The sequence below is a fragment of the Serratia sp. SM04 genome (genome assembly GCF_040280225.1).
GTDB lineage: Bacteria > Pseudomonadota > Gammaproteobacteria > Enterobacterales > Enterobacteriaceae > Serratia > Serratia sarumanii.
In genome coordinates this window covers 471,642-486,980 of sequence record NZ_JBEOQT010000001.1, presented here as the reverse complement: position 1 = coordinate 486,980, position 15,339 = coordinate 471,642, and the positions used below count along the sequence as shown (strand labels likewise).

Genomic DNA, 15,339 nt, shown 5'->3' with positions numbered 1-15,339 from the left:
TAATCAAAATACACTCCGCACGGCGGGATGTCAAAACCCCTCATGCGTTCAACGCCCGCCCGCAGCCTCGATAAAAGTGCCGGTCACGTAAGACGCGGCGTCAGACAGCAGCCAGGCGATCGCCTCCGCCACTTCCTGCGGTTGGCCGCCGCGTTGCATCGGCAAACTGTCCTTCACGCGATCCACCCGGCCGGGCTCGCCGCCGCTGGCGTGCATCTCGGTATAGATGAATCCGGGCCGCACGCCGTTGACACGGATGCCCTGCGCCGCCACCTCGCGCGATAACCCGATGGTCAGGGTATCGACGGCGCCTTTCGAGGCGGCGTAATCGACGTATTCCCCGGCAGCCCCCAACCGGGACGCCGCGGAGGAAACGTTGACGATAGCGCCGCCCTGCCCGCCATGGCGCAGCGCCATGCGCTTCACCGCCTCGCGGCAACACAGGAAGTAACCGGTAACGTTAGTGCTCAGCACCTGATTGATGCGCTCGGCGGTCAACTGCTCAATGTTCGCCTGCCGGAACAGAATGCCGGCATTGTTGACCAACGCACTGAGCGTGCCCAGCCGGGCGTCCAGCGCGGCGAACATCGCCATCACCTGCGCTTCATCGGCCACGTCGGCCTGCAACGCCAGCGCCTTGCCGCCCTGTGCCTCGATTTCCGCCACCACCTGCCGCGCCGCGCTTTCGTCACGCAGGTAATTCACGCCCACTGCATAACCCTGCCGGGCCAGCAACAACGCGGCCGCACGGCCAATTCCCCGGCTCGCGCCGGTCACCAATGCCACTTTCGTCATACTGTTTTTTCTCTGGTTAGCGATGTCAACACAGCGGCCTGCATGCAGACGCCCCGTTTGCTCGTCAGAGTATAGAGCTGCGCCCTAAAAAGCGCTTCAAAGCTGAGCCAGGCGGCGCAGCTGCTTTTTAATCCGCGTTTTGACGCAGCCGTAGGCGTCCGACGTCGCTGCCTGATGCCCCCGTTGCAAGCCGGCAGCATGCGGGCCATTGTCGCTATGGCTCTGCGCATCGCCGCGAAAAGACAGCGTCAACAGAACGAGCAGCGTCGCCACGCCTGTATATATCAGCCGCCGCGAGGTGCCCGCGAGCGGGGAACCGTCAGTCTGCATGTTTCGCGCCCTCTGTCATGATTTCGAATGGCTGCAAAATAACTGAAATTCCCTCTTGCTCCCTTAACGCGAGATTAAAGCCAGATTAAGGTTTGCTTAAGAACGTGCAGGCAGTGCAGGTTTCCCCGTTGTCTTCCCGTCAACGTTATAGTTAGATAAGCGCGACTCAAAGATCTCAGCGGAAAAAACGTGAACATACTGTTGGTGGAAGACGACCTGCAATTAGGCAAGGCGCTGTGCCGCGCATTGGAGCTGGCCGGCTTTAATTTATGCTGGGTGCGCCTGCTCGCCGACGCGGAAAATAAACTTTCATCCGGCGGGTTCGATTTGATGCTGTTGGATCTCACGCTGCCGGACGGCGACGGTTTGCAGAAGCTGATCGCCTGGCGGGCCGCCGGGCAAAATATCCCGATCATCATCCTGACCGCTCGCGACCGCATCGAAAGCCTGGTGAACAGCCTGGACTCCGGCGCGGACGACTTTCTGGCCAAACCCTTTGCGCTACTCGAACTCATCTCGCGCGTCAAGGCGGTCAACCGGCGTATGGCCGGCTTTGCTTCGCAAACCTGGAGCCTCGGCACGCTGTATCTCGATCCGGTCAACCATCAGGTGACGCTGGATAACGAGCTGCTGATGCTGTCGAAAAAAGAGTATCACCTGCTGCATGAACTGATGCGCTGCGCCGGCACCGTGGTGCGCAAAGCGGTGTTGGAGCAGCGGCTGTTCGGCCACGGCGACAGTGTGGAAAGCAACTCGCTGGAAGTGCACATGCATAATTTACGGCGCAAGATCGGTAAAGAAAGGATTATTACCGTACGCGGCATTGGTTATTTGCTGAAGAAAGAGTAGCGGCATGATCGGTTTTAAATCCTTCTTTATGCGCACCATTATTTTCCAGGTGCTGGCCATTTTATTATTGTGGGGGCTCCTCGTCGCCTGGGTGAAATATTGGTATTACCCCGACATGGAGAAATATTTCGATAATCAGCAACGCATCGTCGCCGCAGGCATCGCCAATATTCTCGATGAAACCGGCACTGACAATATCGATTATCTCGGCATCATCAAGACCATTGAAGGCATGTACATTGATTCCATCAATAATGGCATGCAGGATCAAATCGACTATCACCCGCTGTTCGTGGTTTACGATCGGAACAACCGGATGCTTTACAGTTCGCAGACGCAGGGAGAACCGCTGCGCCTGCCGCCTTCGGTGCTGTCCGGCTCCGTTAAATACGCCGGCGCCAACTGGCATCTCGCCGGCAGCTGGAGCGAAAAGCGTCAGTATCGGGTCATCGTCGGCGAATCGTTCAACGATCGCACCACGCAGTTCGGCAATCCGGCGGAAAGCACCGCCGTACCACTGCTGGGCATTCTGGCAGCCATTATCGTCACCTTGTTATTTACCGCCTATTTCAGCCTGCGGCCGCTGCGCCAGATCGCCCGCACCATCTCCGATCGCCAGCCGGGCAACCTATCGCCGATCAATGTCAGCGAGCAGTATCAGGAAATCCGGCCGGTGGTGGTGGAGGTCAACAAACTGATGGCACGCATCGACGCCGCCAATCAGCGCGAGAAACGCTTTATGGCCGATGCGGCGCACGAACTGCGCACGCCGATCGCCGCCGTGCTGGCGCAGCTGCATCTGCTGACCCAGGTCAGCGAGCAGCAGGAGCGCCGGGAGATCATCGGCGACATGCAGCAGGGGCTGGATCGCGCGGCGTCGCTGTCACGCCAGCTGATCAACCTGGCCAAGCTGGAGGCGGAAGATTTTCCGCTGAAAATCGAGGCAGTGGACATCTACGCAGAGATCGGAAAATGCATCGCGCAGCACGTCCCCTATGCGCTGGAAAAGGATGTGGAACTCTCGCTCGACGGCAGCGAGGACGTGGTGGTAACCACCGATCGCCATGCGCTGATCGCCATCTTCACCAACCTGCTGGACAACGCACTCAAGTACGCGCCGCCCGGCAGCCGCATCGAAGCCCATATCCGTTCACTGGCACCGCTCGGCTGCTATATTACGTTGCGCGACAACGGCCCCGGAGTGAGCGAAGAGCACCTTCCGCGCCTGTTTGAACGCTTTTACCGCGTGCCCGGCACGCAGCAGACCGGCAGCGGACTGGGATTGGCCATCGCCCGGAACCTGGCCGACAAGATCGGCGCGCAGCTGCGCGTCACCGAAGGCCTCGACGATCGCGGCATCGGTTTTATTATCGATTTGCCGGAAAGTTACCGGCCACAGACTGAGAGTGAACAACGATCATGAGCGCCCCTGTCCTGCTGCAACGGCAGCAACTCGACCGACTATGGGATATTGACCGCAGCGAAATCATCGACACCCTGTATCGCCTGCAGGACGGTAAACTGCAAGCCTACCCGGACTACTACGACGTGCGCGGTTGGGATCCGCACGACCGGGAAACCTATACGCCGATCCACGAAGCCTGCTTCGATCGCGGCGGCGCGTTCTTCGCGCGCTTCGAAGGCGAAGAGATCGTGGCGGCGGCGGCGCTGGATACCGAGCCGCGCGGCCCGCAGCGGGATCTGCGCCAGCTGCTGTTCTTTTACGTCAGCGCGCACCAACGCGGCCAGGGGTTAGGCAAGCAGCTGTTCCAGCTCTGCCTGCGTCAGGCGGCGCAAGAAGGCGCCGCCGGGCTGTACGTCTCCTCCATCCCCAACAAAAGCACCGTAGACTTCTATCTGGCGCAAGGGTGCCGGCTCATCGAGCGCCCGGATGCCGAGCTGTTCGCCCGCGAGCCGGAGGATATTCACCTGGTCTGCCCTTGCTAGCGGCAGGAACTTAGCGGGCGATGCGTATCACCGAACGCACGTCGCTTTTCTTGTTCAGATCCCATACCTCGGCGATCTCCGCCAGCGCGTGCTCCTGCGTCTCGATAGTGAGCGCGCCCGTTGCCGCCAGCGCCAGAATTTCGGTCGCGTAGCGCTGCATCTCCGGGATCGGCGGGAAGTTGCCGGTGCCGCTGCCGAGGATCTGCAGCTGATTGCTGCGCAGCACCGCCGCCGGCAGCCGGATGTCCGGCGCGGCCATCGAGCCGACGTTGACCAGGCGAATGCCGCGCCCGCCGGCGTAAGACGAGAGATCGTGATTATTGAGCGTCGCGAGCAGCGCTTCGGTCGCCGGACCCCAGATATAATCGACGATCACCTGATAACCGCCCGGCCCCGCCGCCGCCGCGAAGGCCTGCGTCAGCGCCTCGCCCTGCAGGCTCAGATCCACCGTGGCATCCACGCCCAACGCTTCCAGCACGCTCAGCCGACGGCCGGCGGCAACGATGCGCCCGGCTCCCGCCTGACGCGCCGCGGCGACCGCCAGTTTGCCCGAGGTGCCGGTAGCGCCGATGATCAGCACCGTTTCACCGGGCTGCAGATCCGCCCGCCAGCGCAGCGGCAGCCAGGCGGCGAAGGCCGGATTGATCAGCGCCGCCGCCGTGGCGTCGTCCACCGCCTCCGGCACCGGCACCGTCCATGACGCGACGCTGCGCTCAGCCATCGCGCCGTAAGGGCGGCGGAAGGAGGCGAAATACACCCGTTGCCCGTCGGCCGTCCGGCCCACGCCGTCGGTGCCGGGTACGATCGGCAACTGCTTCGGGCTGGAGTAATGGGTGCCGGCGACGGTGGCGCGATCCAGCTGTTTGATGCCGGCCGCCAGAACGTCGATCGGCACTTCATTCGCCTGCGCCTGAGGCTCCTCAAAGGTGCCGAAAACCGGGGCTTGCCCCAGCGCTGTTACGATTGCCGCTTGCATGGTGACTCCTCAAATCGTGGGAACGTACGGGAAAGAATAGGCCGCAATAAAATAAAAAGGGACACCGCATGATGCGGTGTCCCCCGAACACAAACTTTGCCGAACGTGTTATTCGTAGTCGCTCATCGGCACGCAAGAGCAGAACAGGTTACGGTCGCCGTACACGTCATCCAGACGCTTAACGCTCGGCCAGTACTTGTTCTCGCGCACACCGGCCACCGGGAACACCGCCAGCTCACGGCTGTACGGATGCTGCCAGTCGTTAACCAGCTCAGCCTGCACGTGCGGCGCATTCACCAGCGGGTTGTCTTCCAGCGGCCATTCGCCTTTGGCGACGCGGTCGATCTCGCTGCGGATCGCCAGCATCGCATCGATAAAGCGATCCAGCTCCACTTTGCTTTCCGACTCGGTCGGCTCGACCATCAGTGTGCCCGCCACCGGGAACGACATGGTCGGCGCGTGGAAGCCGAAGTCGATCAGGCGCTTGGCGATGTCCATTTCGCTGATGCCGGTCTCTTCCTTCAGCGGACGAATATCGAGGATACATTCGTGCGCCACGCGGTGATCGCGGCCGGTATACAGAATCGGATAGGCGTCTTTCAGGCGGGTAGCGATGTAGTTGGCGTTCAGGATCGCCATCTGGCTGGCCTGCTTCAGGCCTTCCGCGCCCATCATGCGGATGTACATCCAGCTGATAGGCAGGATGGAGGCGCTGCCGAACGGCGCCGCGGAGACCGCGCCCTGCTGGGTGGTTACGCCGTCGATCTGCACGACGCTGTGGCCCGGCACAAACGGCGCCAGGTGCGCTTTCACGCCGATCGGGCCCATGCCCGGGCCGCCGCCGCCGTGCGGGATGCAGAAGGTTTTATGCAGGTTGAGGTGCGAAACGTCCGCGCCGATATAGCCTGGCGTGGTGATGCCCACCTGGGCGTTCATGTTGGCGCCGTCCAGATACACCTGGCCGCCGAACTGATGCACGATCTGGCACACTTCGCGGATGGTTTCTTCATACACGCCGTGGGTCGACGGGTAGGTCACCATGATGCAAGAGAGCTCTTCGCCCGCCTGCTCCGCCTTGACGCGCAGATCGTGCAGATCGATGTTGCCGTTCTTGTCGCAGGCGACCACCACCACGCTCATGCCCGCCATCTGGGCGGATGCCGGGTTGGTGCCGTGCGCGGAGCTCGGGATCAGGCAGACGTGGCGGCCCGCTTCGTTGCGGCTTTCGTGGTAGCGACGGATCGCCAGCAGGCCGGCGTATTCACCCTGCGCGCCGGAGTTCGGCTGCATGCACACCGCGTCATAGCCGGTCAGCTGCACCAGCCACTGAGACAGTTGGCCGATCATCTGCTGGTAGCCGGCAGCCTGCTCCGGCGGGCAGAACGGGTGCAGCTCGGAGAATTCAGGCCAGGTGATCGGGATCATTTCCGCCGCGGCGTTCAATTTCATGGTGCAAGAGCCCAGCGGGATCATCGCCTGGTTCAGCGCCAGATCTTTGCGCTCCAGGCGATGCATATAGCGCATCATCTCGGTTTCGCTGTGATAGCGGTTGAATACCGGGTGGGTCAGGATCGGATCCTGACGCAGCATGGCGGCCGGGATCGATTGACTGCTCTTGCTCACCGCCGCGTCCAGCGCGTCGATGTCCAGGCCGTGGTTGTCGCCGGCCAGCAGTGCGAACAGCGTCTGCACGTCTTCGCGCGAGGTGGCTTCGTCCAGCGTGATGCCTACGGCGCCGTGGATATCGGTACGCAGGTTGATGCCGAAGCTCAGCGCGCGTTCCAGCACCGCCGCTTTGTCTTTCACCTCAACGGTCAGGGTGTCGAACCAGGTGTTGTGGCGCAGCGTCAGGCCGGCCTTCTGCAGCCCGGCAGCCAGAATGTCAGTCAGGCGATGGATACGCCCGGCGATGCGCTGCAGCCCTTGCGGGCCGTGATATACCGCATACAGGCTGGCGATGTTGGCCAACAGCACCTGCGAGGTACAGATATTCGAGTTGGCCTTTTCGCGGCGGATATGCTGCTCGCGGGTCTGCATCGCCATGCGCAGCGCGGTGTTGCCGGCGGCATCGCGGGAAACGCCGATGATGCGGCCCGGCATCGAGCGCTTGAACTCGTCGCGGCAGGCGAAGAAGGCGGCGTGCGGGCCGCCGTAGCCCATCGGCACGCCGAAGCGCTGCGCGGAGCCGAACACCACGTCGGCGCCCTGCTTGCCCGGCGCGGTCAGCAGCACCAGAGCCATGATGTCGGCGGCCACGCTGGTGATGATTTTGCGCGATTTCAATTCGGCCAGCAGCGCGCTGTAGTCGTGCAGCTCGCCGGTGGTACCCACCTGTTGCAGCAGCACGCCGAACACGCCGTCCAGCTCCAGCACTTTTTCCGCTTTATCGACGATGACGTCGAAGCCGAAGGTTTCGGCGCGGGTGCGCACCACGTCCAGCGTCTGCGGATGCACGTCGTCAGCCACGAAGAAGCGGTTGGCGTCTTTCAGCTTGCTGGCGCGTTTGGCCAAGGCCATCGCTTCGGCGGCGGCGGTGGCTTCATCCAGCAGCGAAGCGGAAGCCAGATCCAGGCCGGTCAGATCGAGGGTCACGGTCTGGAAGTTCAGCAGCGCTTCCAGACGGCCCTGCGACACTTCCGGCTGATAAGGGGTGTAAGCGGTGTACCAGCCCGGATTTTCCAGCATGTTGCGCAGGATCACCGGCGGCGTCAGCACGGCGCTGTAGCCCATGCCGATATAGGATTTGTAGCGCTGATTCTGCGAGGCGATCGCCTTCAGCTCAGCCAGCGCCTGGTGTTCGGTCGCCGCGTCGCCGACCGGCGGCGGCCCCGGCAGCTGAATGTCCGCCGGCACGATCTGTTGGATCAGCGCGCTGAGCGAGCGAGCGCCCACCGCTGCCAGCAACTCCTGGCGTTGTTCCGCAGAAGAGCCGATGTGGCGTTCGATGAACGCTTCGCTGTGTTCGAGTTGGCTGAGTGTCTGGGTCATTGCTACAAATTCCTGAATGCTTGCGTGATACGGGATATAGCTTGAGCGGTAACTAAAACGCCCCGGCCAAAAGGCCTGGGGCGTGGTCACGATTACTCGTCGATCGAGGCCTGATAAGCCGCGGCGTCCAGCAGGTTCGCCAGCTCGCCTTCGTCGGCGGCTTTAATCTGGAACAGGAAGCCGTCACCGTAAGGTTCGCTGTTGACCAGTTCCGGGGAGCTTTCCAGCTCGCCGTTCACCGCCACGATTTCGCCGCTGATTGGCGCGTAAATGTCCGACGCCGCCTTGACGGACTCCGCCACGGCGCAATCTTCACCGGCGGCGACGCGGCGGCCCACTTCCGGCAGATCGACAAACACCATATCGCCCAGCAGTTCCTGCGCGTGTTCGGTGATGCCTACGGTGTAAACGCCGTTACCTTCTGAACGAACCCACTCGTGGGAGGATGCGTATTTCAATTCTGTTGGCACATTGCTCATCGCCGGTTACTCCTTCGAAGAAATAAAAGAATCAATCAATAAAAAATCAATTTGTCAGCGGCTTGCCGGCGCGAACGAAACCGGGCTTGGTCACTTTGACCGGCATTTCACGGTTGCGGATCTGCACGATGGCCTGTTCGCCGATGCCCGCCGGCACGCGCGCCAGCGCGATGCTGAAGCCCAGCGTCGGAGAGAACGAACCGCTGGTGATCACGCCTTCGTGAGTTTGTCCCGCCGCGTCGGTGAAACGCACCGGCAGCTCATTACGTAATACGCCTTTTTCCGTCATGATCAAGCCGACCAGTTGCTCGGTACCCTGCTCGCGCTGTTGTTCCAGCGCTTCGCGGCCGATGAAACGGCGATCTTCCGGCTGCCAGGCGATGGTCCAGCCCATGTTGGCGGCCAGCGGCGAAACGCCTTCGTCCATCTCTTGCCCGTAGAGGTTCATGCCCGCTTCCAGACGCAGCGTGTCGCGCGCGCCCAGACCGGCCGGCTTGACGCCCGCGGCCAGCAATTTTTGCCAGAAATCCGCCGCCTGCGCTTTTGGCAGCGCGATCTCATAACCGGCCTCGCCGGTGTAACCGGTGGTGGCGATGAACAGCTCGCCGGCCTGTACGCCGAAGAATGGCTTCATGCCTTCAACCGCGCTTTTTTGTTCCGGGGTGAACAGCGTGCCGGCGCGCTCTTTGGCCTGCGGGCCCTGCACCGCGATCAACGCCAGATCGTCGCGCACCGTCAGCGCAACGCCATACGGCGCAGCGTGCTCTTCGATCCAGGCCAGGTCTTTGTCGCGGGTGGCGGAGTTCACCACCAGGCGGAAATAGTCTTCAGTGAGGAAATAAACGATCAGGTCGTCAATCACGCCGCCGGAGGCATTCAGCATGCCGGTGTACAGCGCTTTGCCGGGTTGGGTCAGTTTGGCGACGTCGTTCGCCAGCAGGTAGCGCAGGAACTCGCGGGTGCGGGCGCCGTGCAGATCCACAATGGTCATGTGAGACACGTCGAACATGCCGGCATCCTGACGCACCGCGTGGTGCTCATCAAGCTGCGAGCCGTAGTGCAGCGGCATCATCCAGCCGTGAAAGTCTACCATGCGCGCACCGCACGCCACGTGCTGGTCGTACAGTGGGGTTTGCTTTGCCATCTTTTCCCTCTTTCCACTCGTCGCTAGAAGTTAGGGTGCTGCCACGCAATGCGGCGGAGCCTGGCTCGCGGCCCGATCGCCATGGCGCACTGACTGCTCAACACAAATGCTGCGCCGGGACGGGCGGAAACTGCGTGCAACCGCCGTGACGCAAACGATACCTTTCCCTCGAACTTATCACCGAACGACCACATTAACCATAAGTTAAAATAGGCTCATCGCCGTTCCGGGGCGGTAAAATGCCGGGCTAGTGTGCAGAGTTTTTCACTGGAAAAATGCGCTTTAAGGCACAAAATTAACAATTAAAGCGGCAAAACTCCGAAGTTATATAACAAACCGACGGCCGCACATGAGATTCCGACTTTTGATAACCGAACATGGAATTAGAAAAAGTAATGATAAAAAACGGCTGAAATTAGATTATTTCAAATGAAGGGTTATATAAGGAAAGACGATGGCATAAGGCAAGAAGCGCGAGCCCGCGGAGGGCTCGCAGAAGGCAGGATGTCAGGCAAGCCACTCGGGCAGATCGTTCAGGCCCATCGCCTGACGCACCAACTTCGGCTTGACGCCCGGCAGGCTATCCGCCAGCCGTAGGCCCACGTCGCGCAGCAGCTTTTTGGCCGGGTGGTTGCCGTCGAACAGTTCGCGGAACCCCTGCATGCTGGCCAGCATTACCGCCGCGCCATGTTTGCGGCGGCGCTCATAGCGACGCAGATAGAGGTGCTGGCCGATATCCTTGCCCTGCCGCTGCAGGCGGCGCAGTTCGGAAATCAGCTCGGCGGCGTCCATAAAGCCCAGATTCACGCCCTGCCCGGCCAACGGATGCACGGTATGCGCTGCATCGCCCACCAGCGCCAGGCGGTGCGCGGCGAAACTGCGCGCATAGCGGCCGGTCAGCGGGAACGCCAGCCGTTCGCTTTCCAGGCTGCAAGCCCCCAGGCGCATGTCGAAGGCCATCGCCAGTTCGCGGTTGAACTGCGCCGGTTCCAGCTGCTTGAGCCGCTCGGCGTCTTCCGGCGTCACCGACCAGACGATGGAGCTCAAATGCGGATCGCTGAACGGCAGGAACGCCAGAATGCCGTCGCCGTGGAAAATTTGCCGCGCCGTCGCCTGATGCGGCTCTTCGGTGCGAATGGTGGCGACCAGCGCATGGTGGCGGTAATCCCAGAAGGTAAGCGGAATGTCGGCGTGCTGGCGCAGCCACGACTGGGCGCCGTCGGCGCCGATCATTAGGCGGGCGGTCAGCATGCGGCCATCCTCCAGCGTGACGAAAGCGTCGTTCTCGCCCCACGCCACCTGCTTGAGCGCGGCCGGGGTAATCAGCGTGATGTCCGACAGGCTTTCGGCGCGTTTCCACAGCGCCTGCTGGATCACCGAGTTTTCGATGATGTGGCCGAGATGGCTGAAGCCGCACTCGTCGCCGCGGAAGGCGATTTTGCCGAAGCTGTCGCGATCCCACACTTCCATCGCGTTATAAGCGCTGGCGCGCAGCTGGAGAATGTCATCCCATACGCCGATATGCTGCAGCAAACGCTCGCTGGCGGCATTGATGGCGGAGACCCGCAGCGCAGGCTGCTCCGACGGCGGCGCCATGTCCGGCTGGCGCTGCTCCAGCACCGCCACGCGCAGCCCGCTGCCCTGCAGGCCGCAGGCCAACGCCAGCCCCACCATACCGCCACCGGCGATAATCACGTCAAATGATTGCATGCTGCTCGATTTCCTTAAATAACGCGCGACGCCTTGCCGCGCCGCGTTTTGGGCGCGCCACAGGGCGCCCGATTCTGTGTCTAACGTTCCACCCAGCCCAGCGTGCGCTTGGCGAAGGCGTCGCGCACCGCCGGCAAACGCTCCATCGCCATCAGCCCCAGGTTGCGGCCGACCACCAGCGGGGCATACCGGTTGGCGAACAGGCGGATCAATCCGTCGGTCACGCCGATCGTCGCCTGCTGATCGTTTTGCCGCCGCTGCTGATAGCGGCTAAGCAGCGCATAACCACCGGCGTCTTCGCCGCTGTTCACCGCTTCTGCCAGCGTTTCCGCCAGCGACATCACGTCGCGCAGACCGAGGTTGAACCCCTGCCCGGCGATCGGATGCAGCGTCTGCGCCGCGTTGCCCACCAGCGCCAGACGATGGCTGACATGGCGATCGGCGGTCAGCAGGCTGAGCGGATAGCTGTGCCGTTTACCGGCCTTGAGGATGCGCCCCAGCCGCCAGCCGAAGGCCTGTTGCAGCTCGGCGATAAAACGCTCGTCGTCCCAGGCATCCACCCGGGCGCGATCTTCGCGCGCATGGCACCACACCAAAGAACTGCGCCCCTGCGACATCGGCAGCAGCGCCAGCGGCCCGTAGCGGGTAAAGCGCTCGAAGGCGCGCCCCTGCGGATCTTCCGCCGTGGTGACGTTGGCGATGGTGGCGAACTGCGGATAGTCCTCCTGCCGCCACTGCACGTTGCAGGCCTGCGCCAGCGCCGAACGCGAACCGTCGGCCGCCACCAGCAGCTGCCCGCGCAGGCGCAAACCGGTATCCAGTTGTACTTCCGCCCGCTCGGCGGTGCGAATCACGTCCACCACCCGCGCGGGGCAGTGCAGCGTAACGCCCGGCGCCTTCGCCAGCAGCGCAAACAGCCGCTGCCCGGCGTCATGCAGTTCGATCACCTGGCCAAGCGCATCGACCTGATAATCCTGCGCCTGCAGATTCACGAAACCGGCGTGGCCGCGATCGCTGACGTGCACCTGAGCGATCGGCGTAGCGCAGTCGCGCAGCGCCGGCCAAACGCCGATGCGCGCCAGCTGTTGGCAGGTGCCCTGCGCCAGTGCAATGGCGCGGGCGTCAAAGCCCGGATGGCTGCGGTCATCCGGCCGAGTCGCCTCGACCAGATCCACCGCCATTCTTCCCTGAGTAAGCGACGAGATAGCCAGCGCCAGCGTCGCGCCCGCCATACCGCCACCAACGATAATTACGCTCATTTTATGACCTTGCCGCCGCCATCAACGCTTCGATGGCATCGGCGTCTTTCACTACGGTAGCGGTCAGATTTTCATTGCCGTCGGCGGTGATCACGATGTCGTCCTCGATGCGGATGCCGATGCCGCGGTATTCCGCCGGCACGTCCGCATCCGGCGCAATGTACAGCCCCGGTTCCACGGTCAGCACCATGTCCGGCTCCAGCAGCCGATCGCGGCTCGGCGTGCCGTAGTGGCCGACGTCGTGCACGTCGAGGCCCAGCCAGTGGCTCAGCCCGTGCATGAAGAACTGCCGGTGCGCCTGCTCGGCGATCAACTGATCGACTTCACCTTTCAATACGCCCAGTTCCACCAGCCCGACCACCATGATGCGCACCACTTCGTCGTTGACTTCGCGGATGCTGGTACCGGGTTTAAACAGTTCCAAAGCGCGCTGCAGCGACGCCAGCACGATGTCGTACACCGCGCGCTGCGGCTTGCTGAACTTGCCGTTGACCGGGAAGGTGCGGGTGATGTCGCCTGCATACCCTTGGTACTCACAACCGGCGTCGATCAGCACCAGATCGCCGTCGCGCATCTGGCTCTCGTTCTCGGTGTAATGCAGGATACAGCCGTTTTCGCCGCTGCCGACGATGGTGTTGTAAGAGGGGTAGCGGGCGCCGAGGCGGGTGAATTCATGGTGAATCTCCGCTTCCAGCTGGTATTCGAACATGCCCGGGCGGCATTTTTCCATCGCGCGGGTGTGCGCCAGCGCGCTGATCTCACCGGCGCGACGCATCACCGCCAACTCTTCCGGCGATTTGAACAGGCGCATGTCATGCAGCCACGGCCGCCAGTCGGTAACGGTGGCCGGCGCCTGCAGGTTCTGGCGGAACCCCTTGCGCAGCTTGTCCAACGCGCCGAACAGGATCTGATCGGCGTAGGCGTATTCACCCTGCGCGTGGTAGACCACGTCCAGGCCGTTGAGCAGCAGGTGCAGCTGGTCATTGATTTCATCGAACGGCAGCGCGCGATCCACGCCCAGCTTCGCCGGCGCGGCGTCTTGCCCCAGGCGGCGGCCAAACCAGATTTCCGCCGTCAGATCGCGCACCCGGTTGAACAGCACGCTGTGGTTGTGCGTTTCGTCGCTTTTGATCAGCACCAGCACCGCTTCCGGCTCATTGAAGCCGGTCAGGTACCAAAAGTCGCTGTTCTGCCGATAGGGATAGTCTGAATCTGCACTGCGCGTCGTTTCCGGCGCAGAGAAAATAACCGCCGCGCTGGCCGGCGCCATTTTCGCCAACAGCGCCTGACGGCGGTTGTTGAATTCCTGCTGAGTCATTACCTTCTCCTGAAATCATGCCATCCGCATCGCCGGCGGAGGGCCGATAGGACGTTTAGTGCAACGTCGGTTTGATGTTTTCCGGCGCCGTTGGCTTGTGACGGGTGAATTCGCCGTAGCACATGATGGCGGCAACCCGCACATACTCCGCCACTTCTTCCAGCGACTGCTCCAATTCTTCCTGATCTTCGTCTTCGTCGTAGCCCAGCTGCGCGATGTTGCGCAGATCGTCGATCGCTTCACCGACTTCGTCTTTCACCTGGGCCAACTTGGGCTGCATCATGCCCAGCCCGAGCAGGAAGTGGTTGACCCAACCGGCCAGCGCGTCGGCGCGATCGAACACGCTGATGGCTTCCCCTTCCGGCAACATCAGTTGGAACAGGAATTCGTCGTCTTCCAGCGTTTCGCGCGTCACTTCATACAGCTGTTGCAGCGGTTGGCTGAGCGCCTGCGGGAAGGCAACGCCTTCGTTGGTCAGATCGTGCACCAGCGCCTGCCAGCCGGCATCACGGCTGCCGCCGCACAGCAGGCCGCTGATCAGGCCGTGCATTTCTGCCGCGGTCAGCGCCACCGACTGCTGGTTGAGGGCCACGGTCAAAGATTGGTAACTTGGAAATGTATTCTGTATAGACATGCGCATTCGTCATCGTTGGCAGGATAAGTTCGTGTTATGCTACCACCAAGGTCCGTCGCTATACCAGATAAGCGCGACACCTCAGTGGCTAGTTATAATCGCGATGTGGCAGGTTTCACACTGCGCCGTCGGGTGGCGAAAGTGCGGTAAATACGCATTTTGAAACCCTTTTTTGACTGGCAATGTGCGCCACAGTAGATTACAACCAGGTACTGAAAAAGGGGTTGTATCTTGGTACCGAGGTATATATAGTGGCGCCCGCTTTGACGGCCCGGCCAGGGCGGACAAGGCTGGCGCGAAATTTAGGCAGGAAGGTGGCATGTCTGCACAACCGGTAGATATTCAAATTTTTGGCCGCTCGTTAAGAGTCAATTGCCCGCCAGAACAACAAGATGCGTTGAATATGGCGGCGGACGATCTTAACCAACGGTTGCAAGATCTTAAAGTTCGCACTAGAGTCTCCAATACTGAGCAACTGGTTTTCATCGCGGCATTGAACGTCTGTCACGAACTTGCTCAAGAACGGTTGAAAACCCGTGACTATGCGTCCAATATGGAACAACGCATACGGATGCTGCAGCAGACCATTGAACAAGCGTTGCTTGAACAAGGTCGCATCTCTGAACGTCAGGATGCACAATTCGAATAACTTAAGTTGTTGAAATCACAGTTTCGGCAACGAGTACAAAATTTCTCTGAGATGTTCGCCAGCGGGCCAGTCCCCTGAGCCGATATTTAGTACAAACAGAATGTGTTGCTCCGCGATCGGTGAGCACGCTCGGTGCGCCGAGAAGCCTTAAGATTGCGACGGCACGTTCACCTTGAACCATGGGTTCAAGGGTTACAGCCTGCGACGGCATCTCGGAGATTCCCCCTTCTCAGCGGTTTATGTGTGCCGAACGCCACACTG

General features: G+C 61.6%; 14 protein-coding genes and 1 other RNA gene. 5 read left to right on the top strand and 10 right to left on the bottom strand.

The window, feature by feature from the left end; translation table 11 throughout:
• Nucleotides 1-48: 48 nt before the first annotated feature.
• Nucleotides 49-795, bottom strand: a complete 747-nt coding sequence (locus ABTW55_RS02175; RefSeq protein ID WP_049232308.1) for an SDR family oxidoreductase — start codon at nucleotides 793-795, stop codon at nucleotides 49-51.
• 96 nt (nucleotides 796-891) lie between these two features.
• The gene (locus ABTW55_RS02170; RefSeq protein WP_060422118.1) at nucleotides 892-1,125 is read right to left on the bottom strand and encodes a hypothetical protein; all 234 of its coding nucleotides are present in this window, start codon (nucleotides 1,123-1,125) and stop codon (nucleotides 892-894) included.
• Between the two features lie 189 nt (nucleotides 1,126-1,314).
• Between ABTW55_RS02170 and ABTW55_RS02165 the strand changes: the two genes are divergently transcribed.
• The 3 genes from ABTW55_RS02165 to ABTW55_RS02155 are packed head-to-tail and all read left to right on the top strand — an operon-like array spanning nucleotide 1,315 to nucleotide 3,921.
• Entirely contained in the window at nucleotides 1,315-1,974 is a 660-nt protein-coding gene (locus tag ABTW55_RS02165; protein WP_033654056.1) for a response regulator, read from the top strand.
• 4 nt (nucleotides 1,975-1,978) lie between these two features.
• Nucleotides 1,979-3,397, top strand: coding sequence for an ATP-binding protein (locus ABTW55_RS02160; protein ID WP_060422115.1), 1,419 nt, complete (start codon nucleotides 1,979-1,981; stop codon nucleotides 3,395-3,397).
• Nucleotides 3,394-3,921 (top strand): GNAT family N-acetyltransferase, encoded by a 528-nt coding sequence (locus tag ABTW55_RS02155; protein WP_060422112.1) that lies wholly within the window; start codon nucleotides 3,394-3,396, stop codon nucleotides 3,919-3,921. Before ABTW55_RS02160 ends, ABTW55_RS02155 begins: the two co-directional genes overlap by 4 nt.
• A gap of 10 nt (nucleotides 3,922-3,931) precedes the next feature.
• Here the strand turns inward: ABTW55_RS02155 and ABTW55_RS02150 are convergent, their stop codons facing one another.
• From ABTW55_RS02150 to ABTW55_RS02115, 8 genes are all read right to left on the bottom strand, one after another.
• Complete coding sequence (locus ABTW55_RS02150) at nucleotides 3,932-4,897, bottom strand: zinc-binding alcohol dehydrogenase family protein (protein WP_047570626.1); 966 nt, start codon at nucleotides 4,895-4,897, stop codon at nucleotides 3,932-3,934.
• A gap of 108 nt (nucleotides 4,898-5,005) precedes the next feature.
• On the bottom strand, nucleotides 5,006-7,885 hold the full coding sequence (gene gcvP, locus ABTW55_RS02145) for an aminomethyl-transferring glycine dehydrogenase (protein ID WP_033635855.1): 2,880 nt from the start codon (nucleotides 7,883-7,885) through the stop codon (nucleotides 5,006-5,008).
• A 92-nt stretch (nucleotides 7,886-7,977) separates the two neighbouring features.
• Entirely contained in the window at nucleotides 7,978-8,364 is a 387-nt protein-coding gene (gene gcvH / locus ABTW55_RS02140) for a glycine cleavage system protein GcvH (protein WP_033649434.1), read from the bottom strand.
• A gap of 46 nt (nucleotides 8,365-8,410) precedes the next feature.
• Nucleotides 8,411-9,508, bottom strand: coding sequence for a glycine cleavage system aminomethyltransferase GcvT (gene gcvT / locus ABTW55_RS02135; protein WP_049232314.1), 1,098 nt, complete (start codon nucleotides 9,506-9,508; stop codon nucleotides 8,411-8,413).
• 507 nt (nucleotides 9,509-10,015) lie between these two features.
• Nucleotides 10,016-11,218, bottom strand: coding sequence for an FAD-dependent 2-octaprenylphenol hydroxylase (ubiI, locus tag ABTW55_RS02130; protein WP_060422110.1), 1,203 nt, complete (start codon nucleotides 11,216-11,218; stop codon nucleotides 10,016-10,018).
• 80 nt (nucleotides 11,219-11,298) lie between these two features.
• A complete protein-coding gene (gene ubiH, locus ABTW55_RS02125) occupies nucleotides 11,299-12,477 on the bottom strand; it encodes a 2-octaprenyl-6-methoxyphenyl hydroxylase (protein ID WP_060422107.1) in 1,179 nt (392 codons plus the stop codon).
• A gap of 1 nt (nucleotide 12,478) precedes the next feature.
• The gene (pepP, locus tag ABTW55_RS02120) at nucleotides 12,479-13,795 is read right to left on the bottom strand and encodes a Xaa-Pro aminopeptidase (protein ID WP_060422104.1); all 1,317 of its coding nucleotides are present in this window, start codon (nucleotides 13,793-13,795) and stop codon (nucleotides 12,479-12,481) included.
• Between the two features lie 55 nt (nucleotides 13,796-13,850).
• Nucleotides 13,851-14,429 (bottom strand): YecA family protein, encoded by a 579-nt coding sequence (locus ABTW55_RS02115; RefSeq protein WP_060422102.1) that lies wholly within the window; start codon nucleotides 14,427-14,429, stop codon nucleotides 13,851-13,853.
• Between the two features lie 319 nt (nucleotides 14,430-14,748).
• Here ABTW55_RS02115 and zapA point away from each other — a divergent pair, with 319 nt between their 5' ends.
• Both zapA and ssrS read left to right on the top strand, forming a co-directional pair.
• Complete coding sequence (gene zapA, locus ABTW55_RS02110; protein ID WP_004931621.1) at nucleotides 14,749-15,078, top strand: cell division protein ZapA; 330 nt, start codon at nucleotides 14,749-14,751, stop codon at nucleotides 15,076-15,078.
• A gap of 40 nt (nucleotides 15,079-15,118) precedes the next feature.
• Nucleotides 15,119-15,301, top strand: a non-coding RNA gene (gene ssrS / locus ABTW55_RS02105) — 6S RNA.
• Nucleotides 15,302-15,339: the final 38 nt, after the last annotated feature.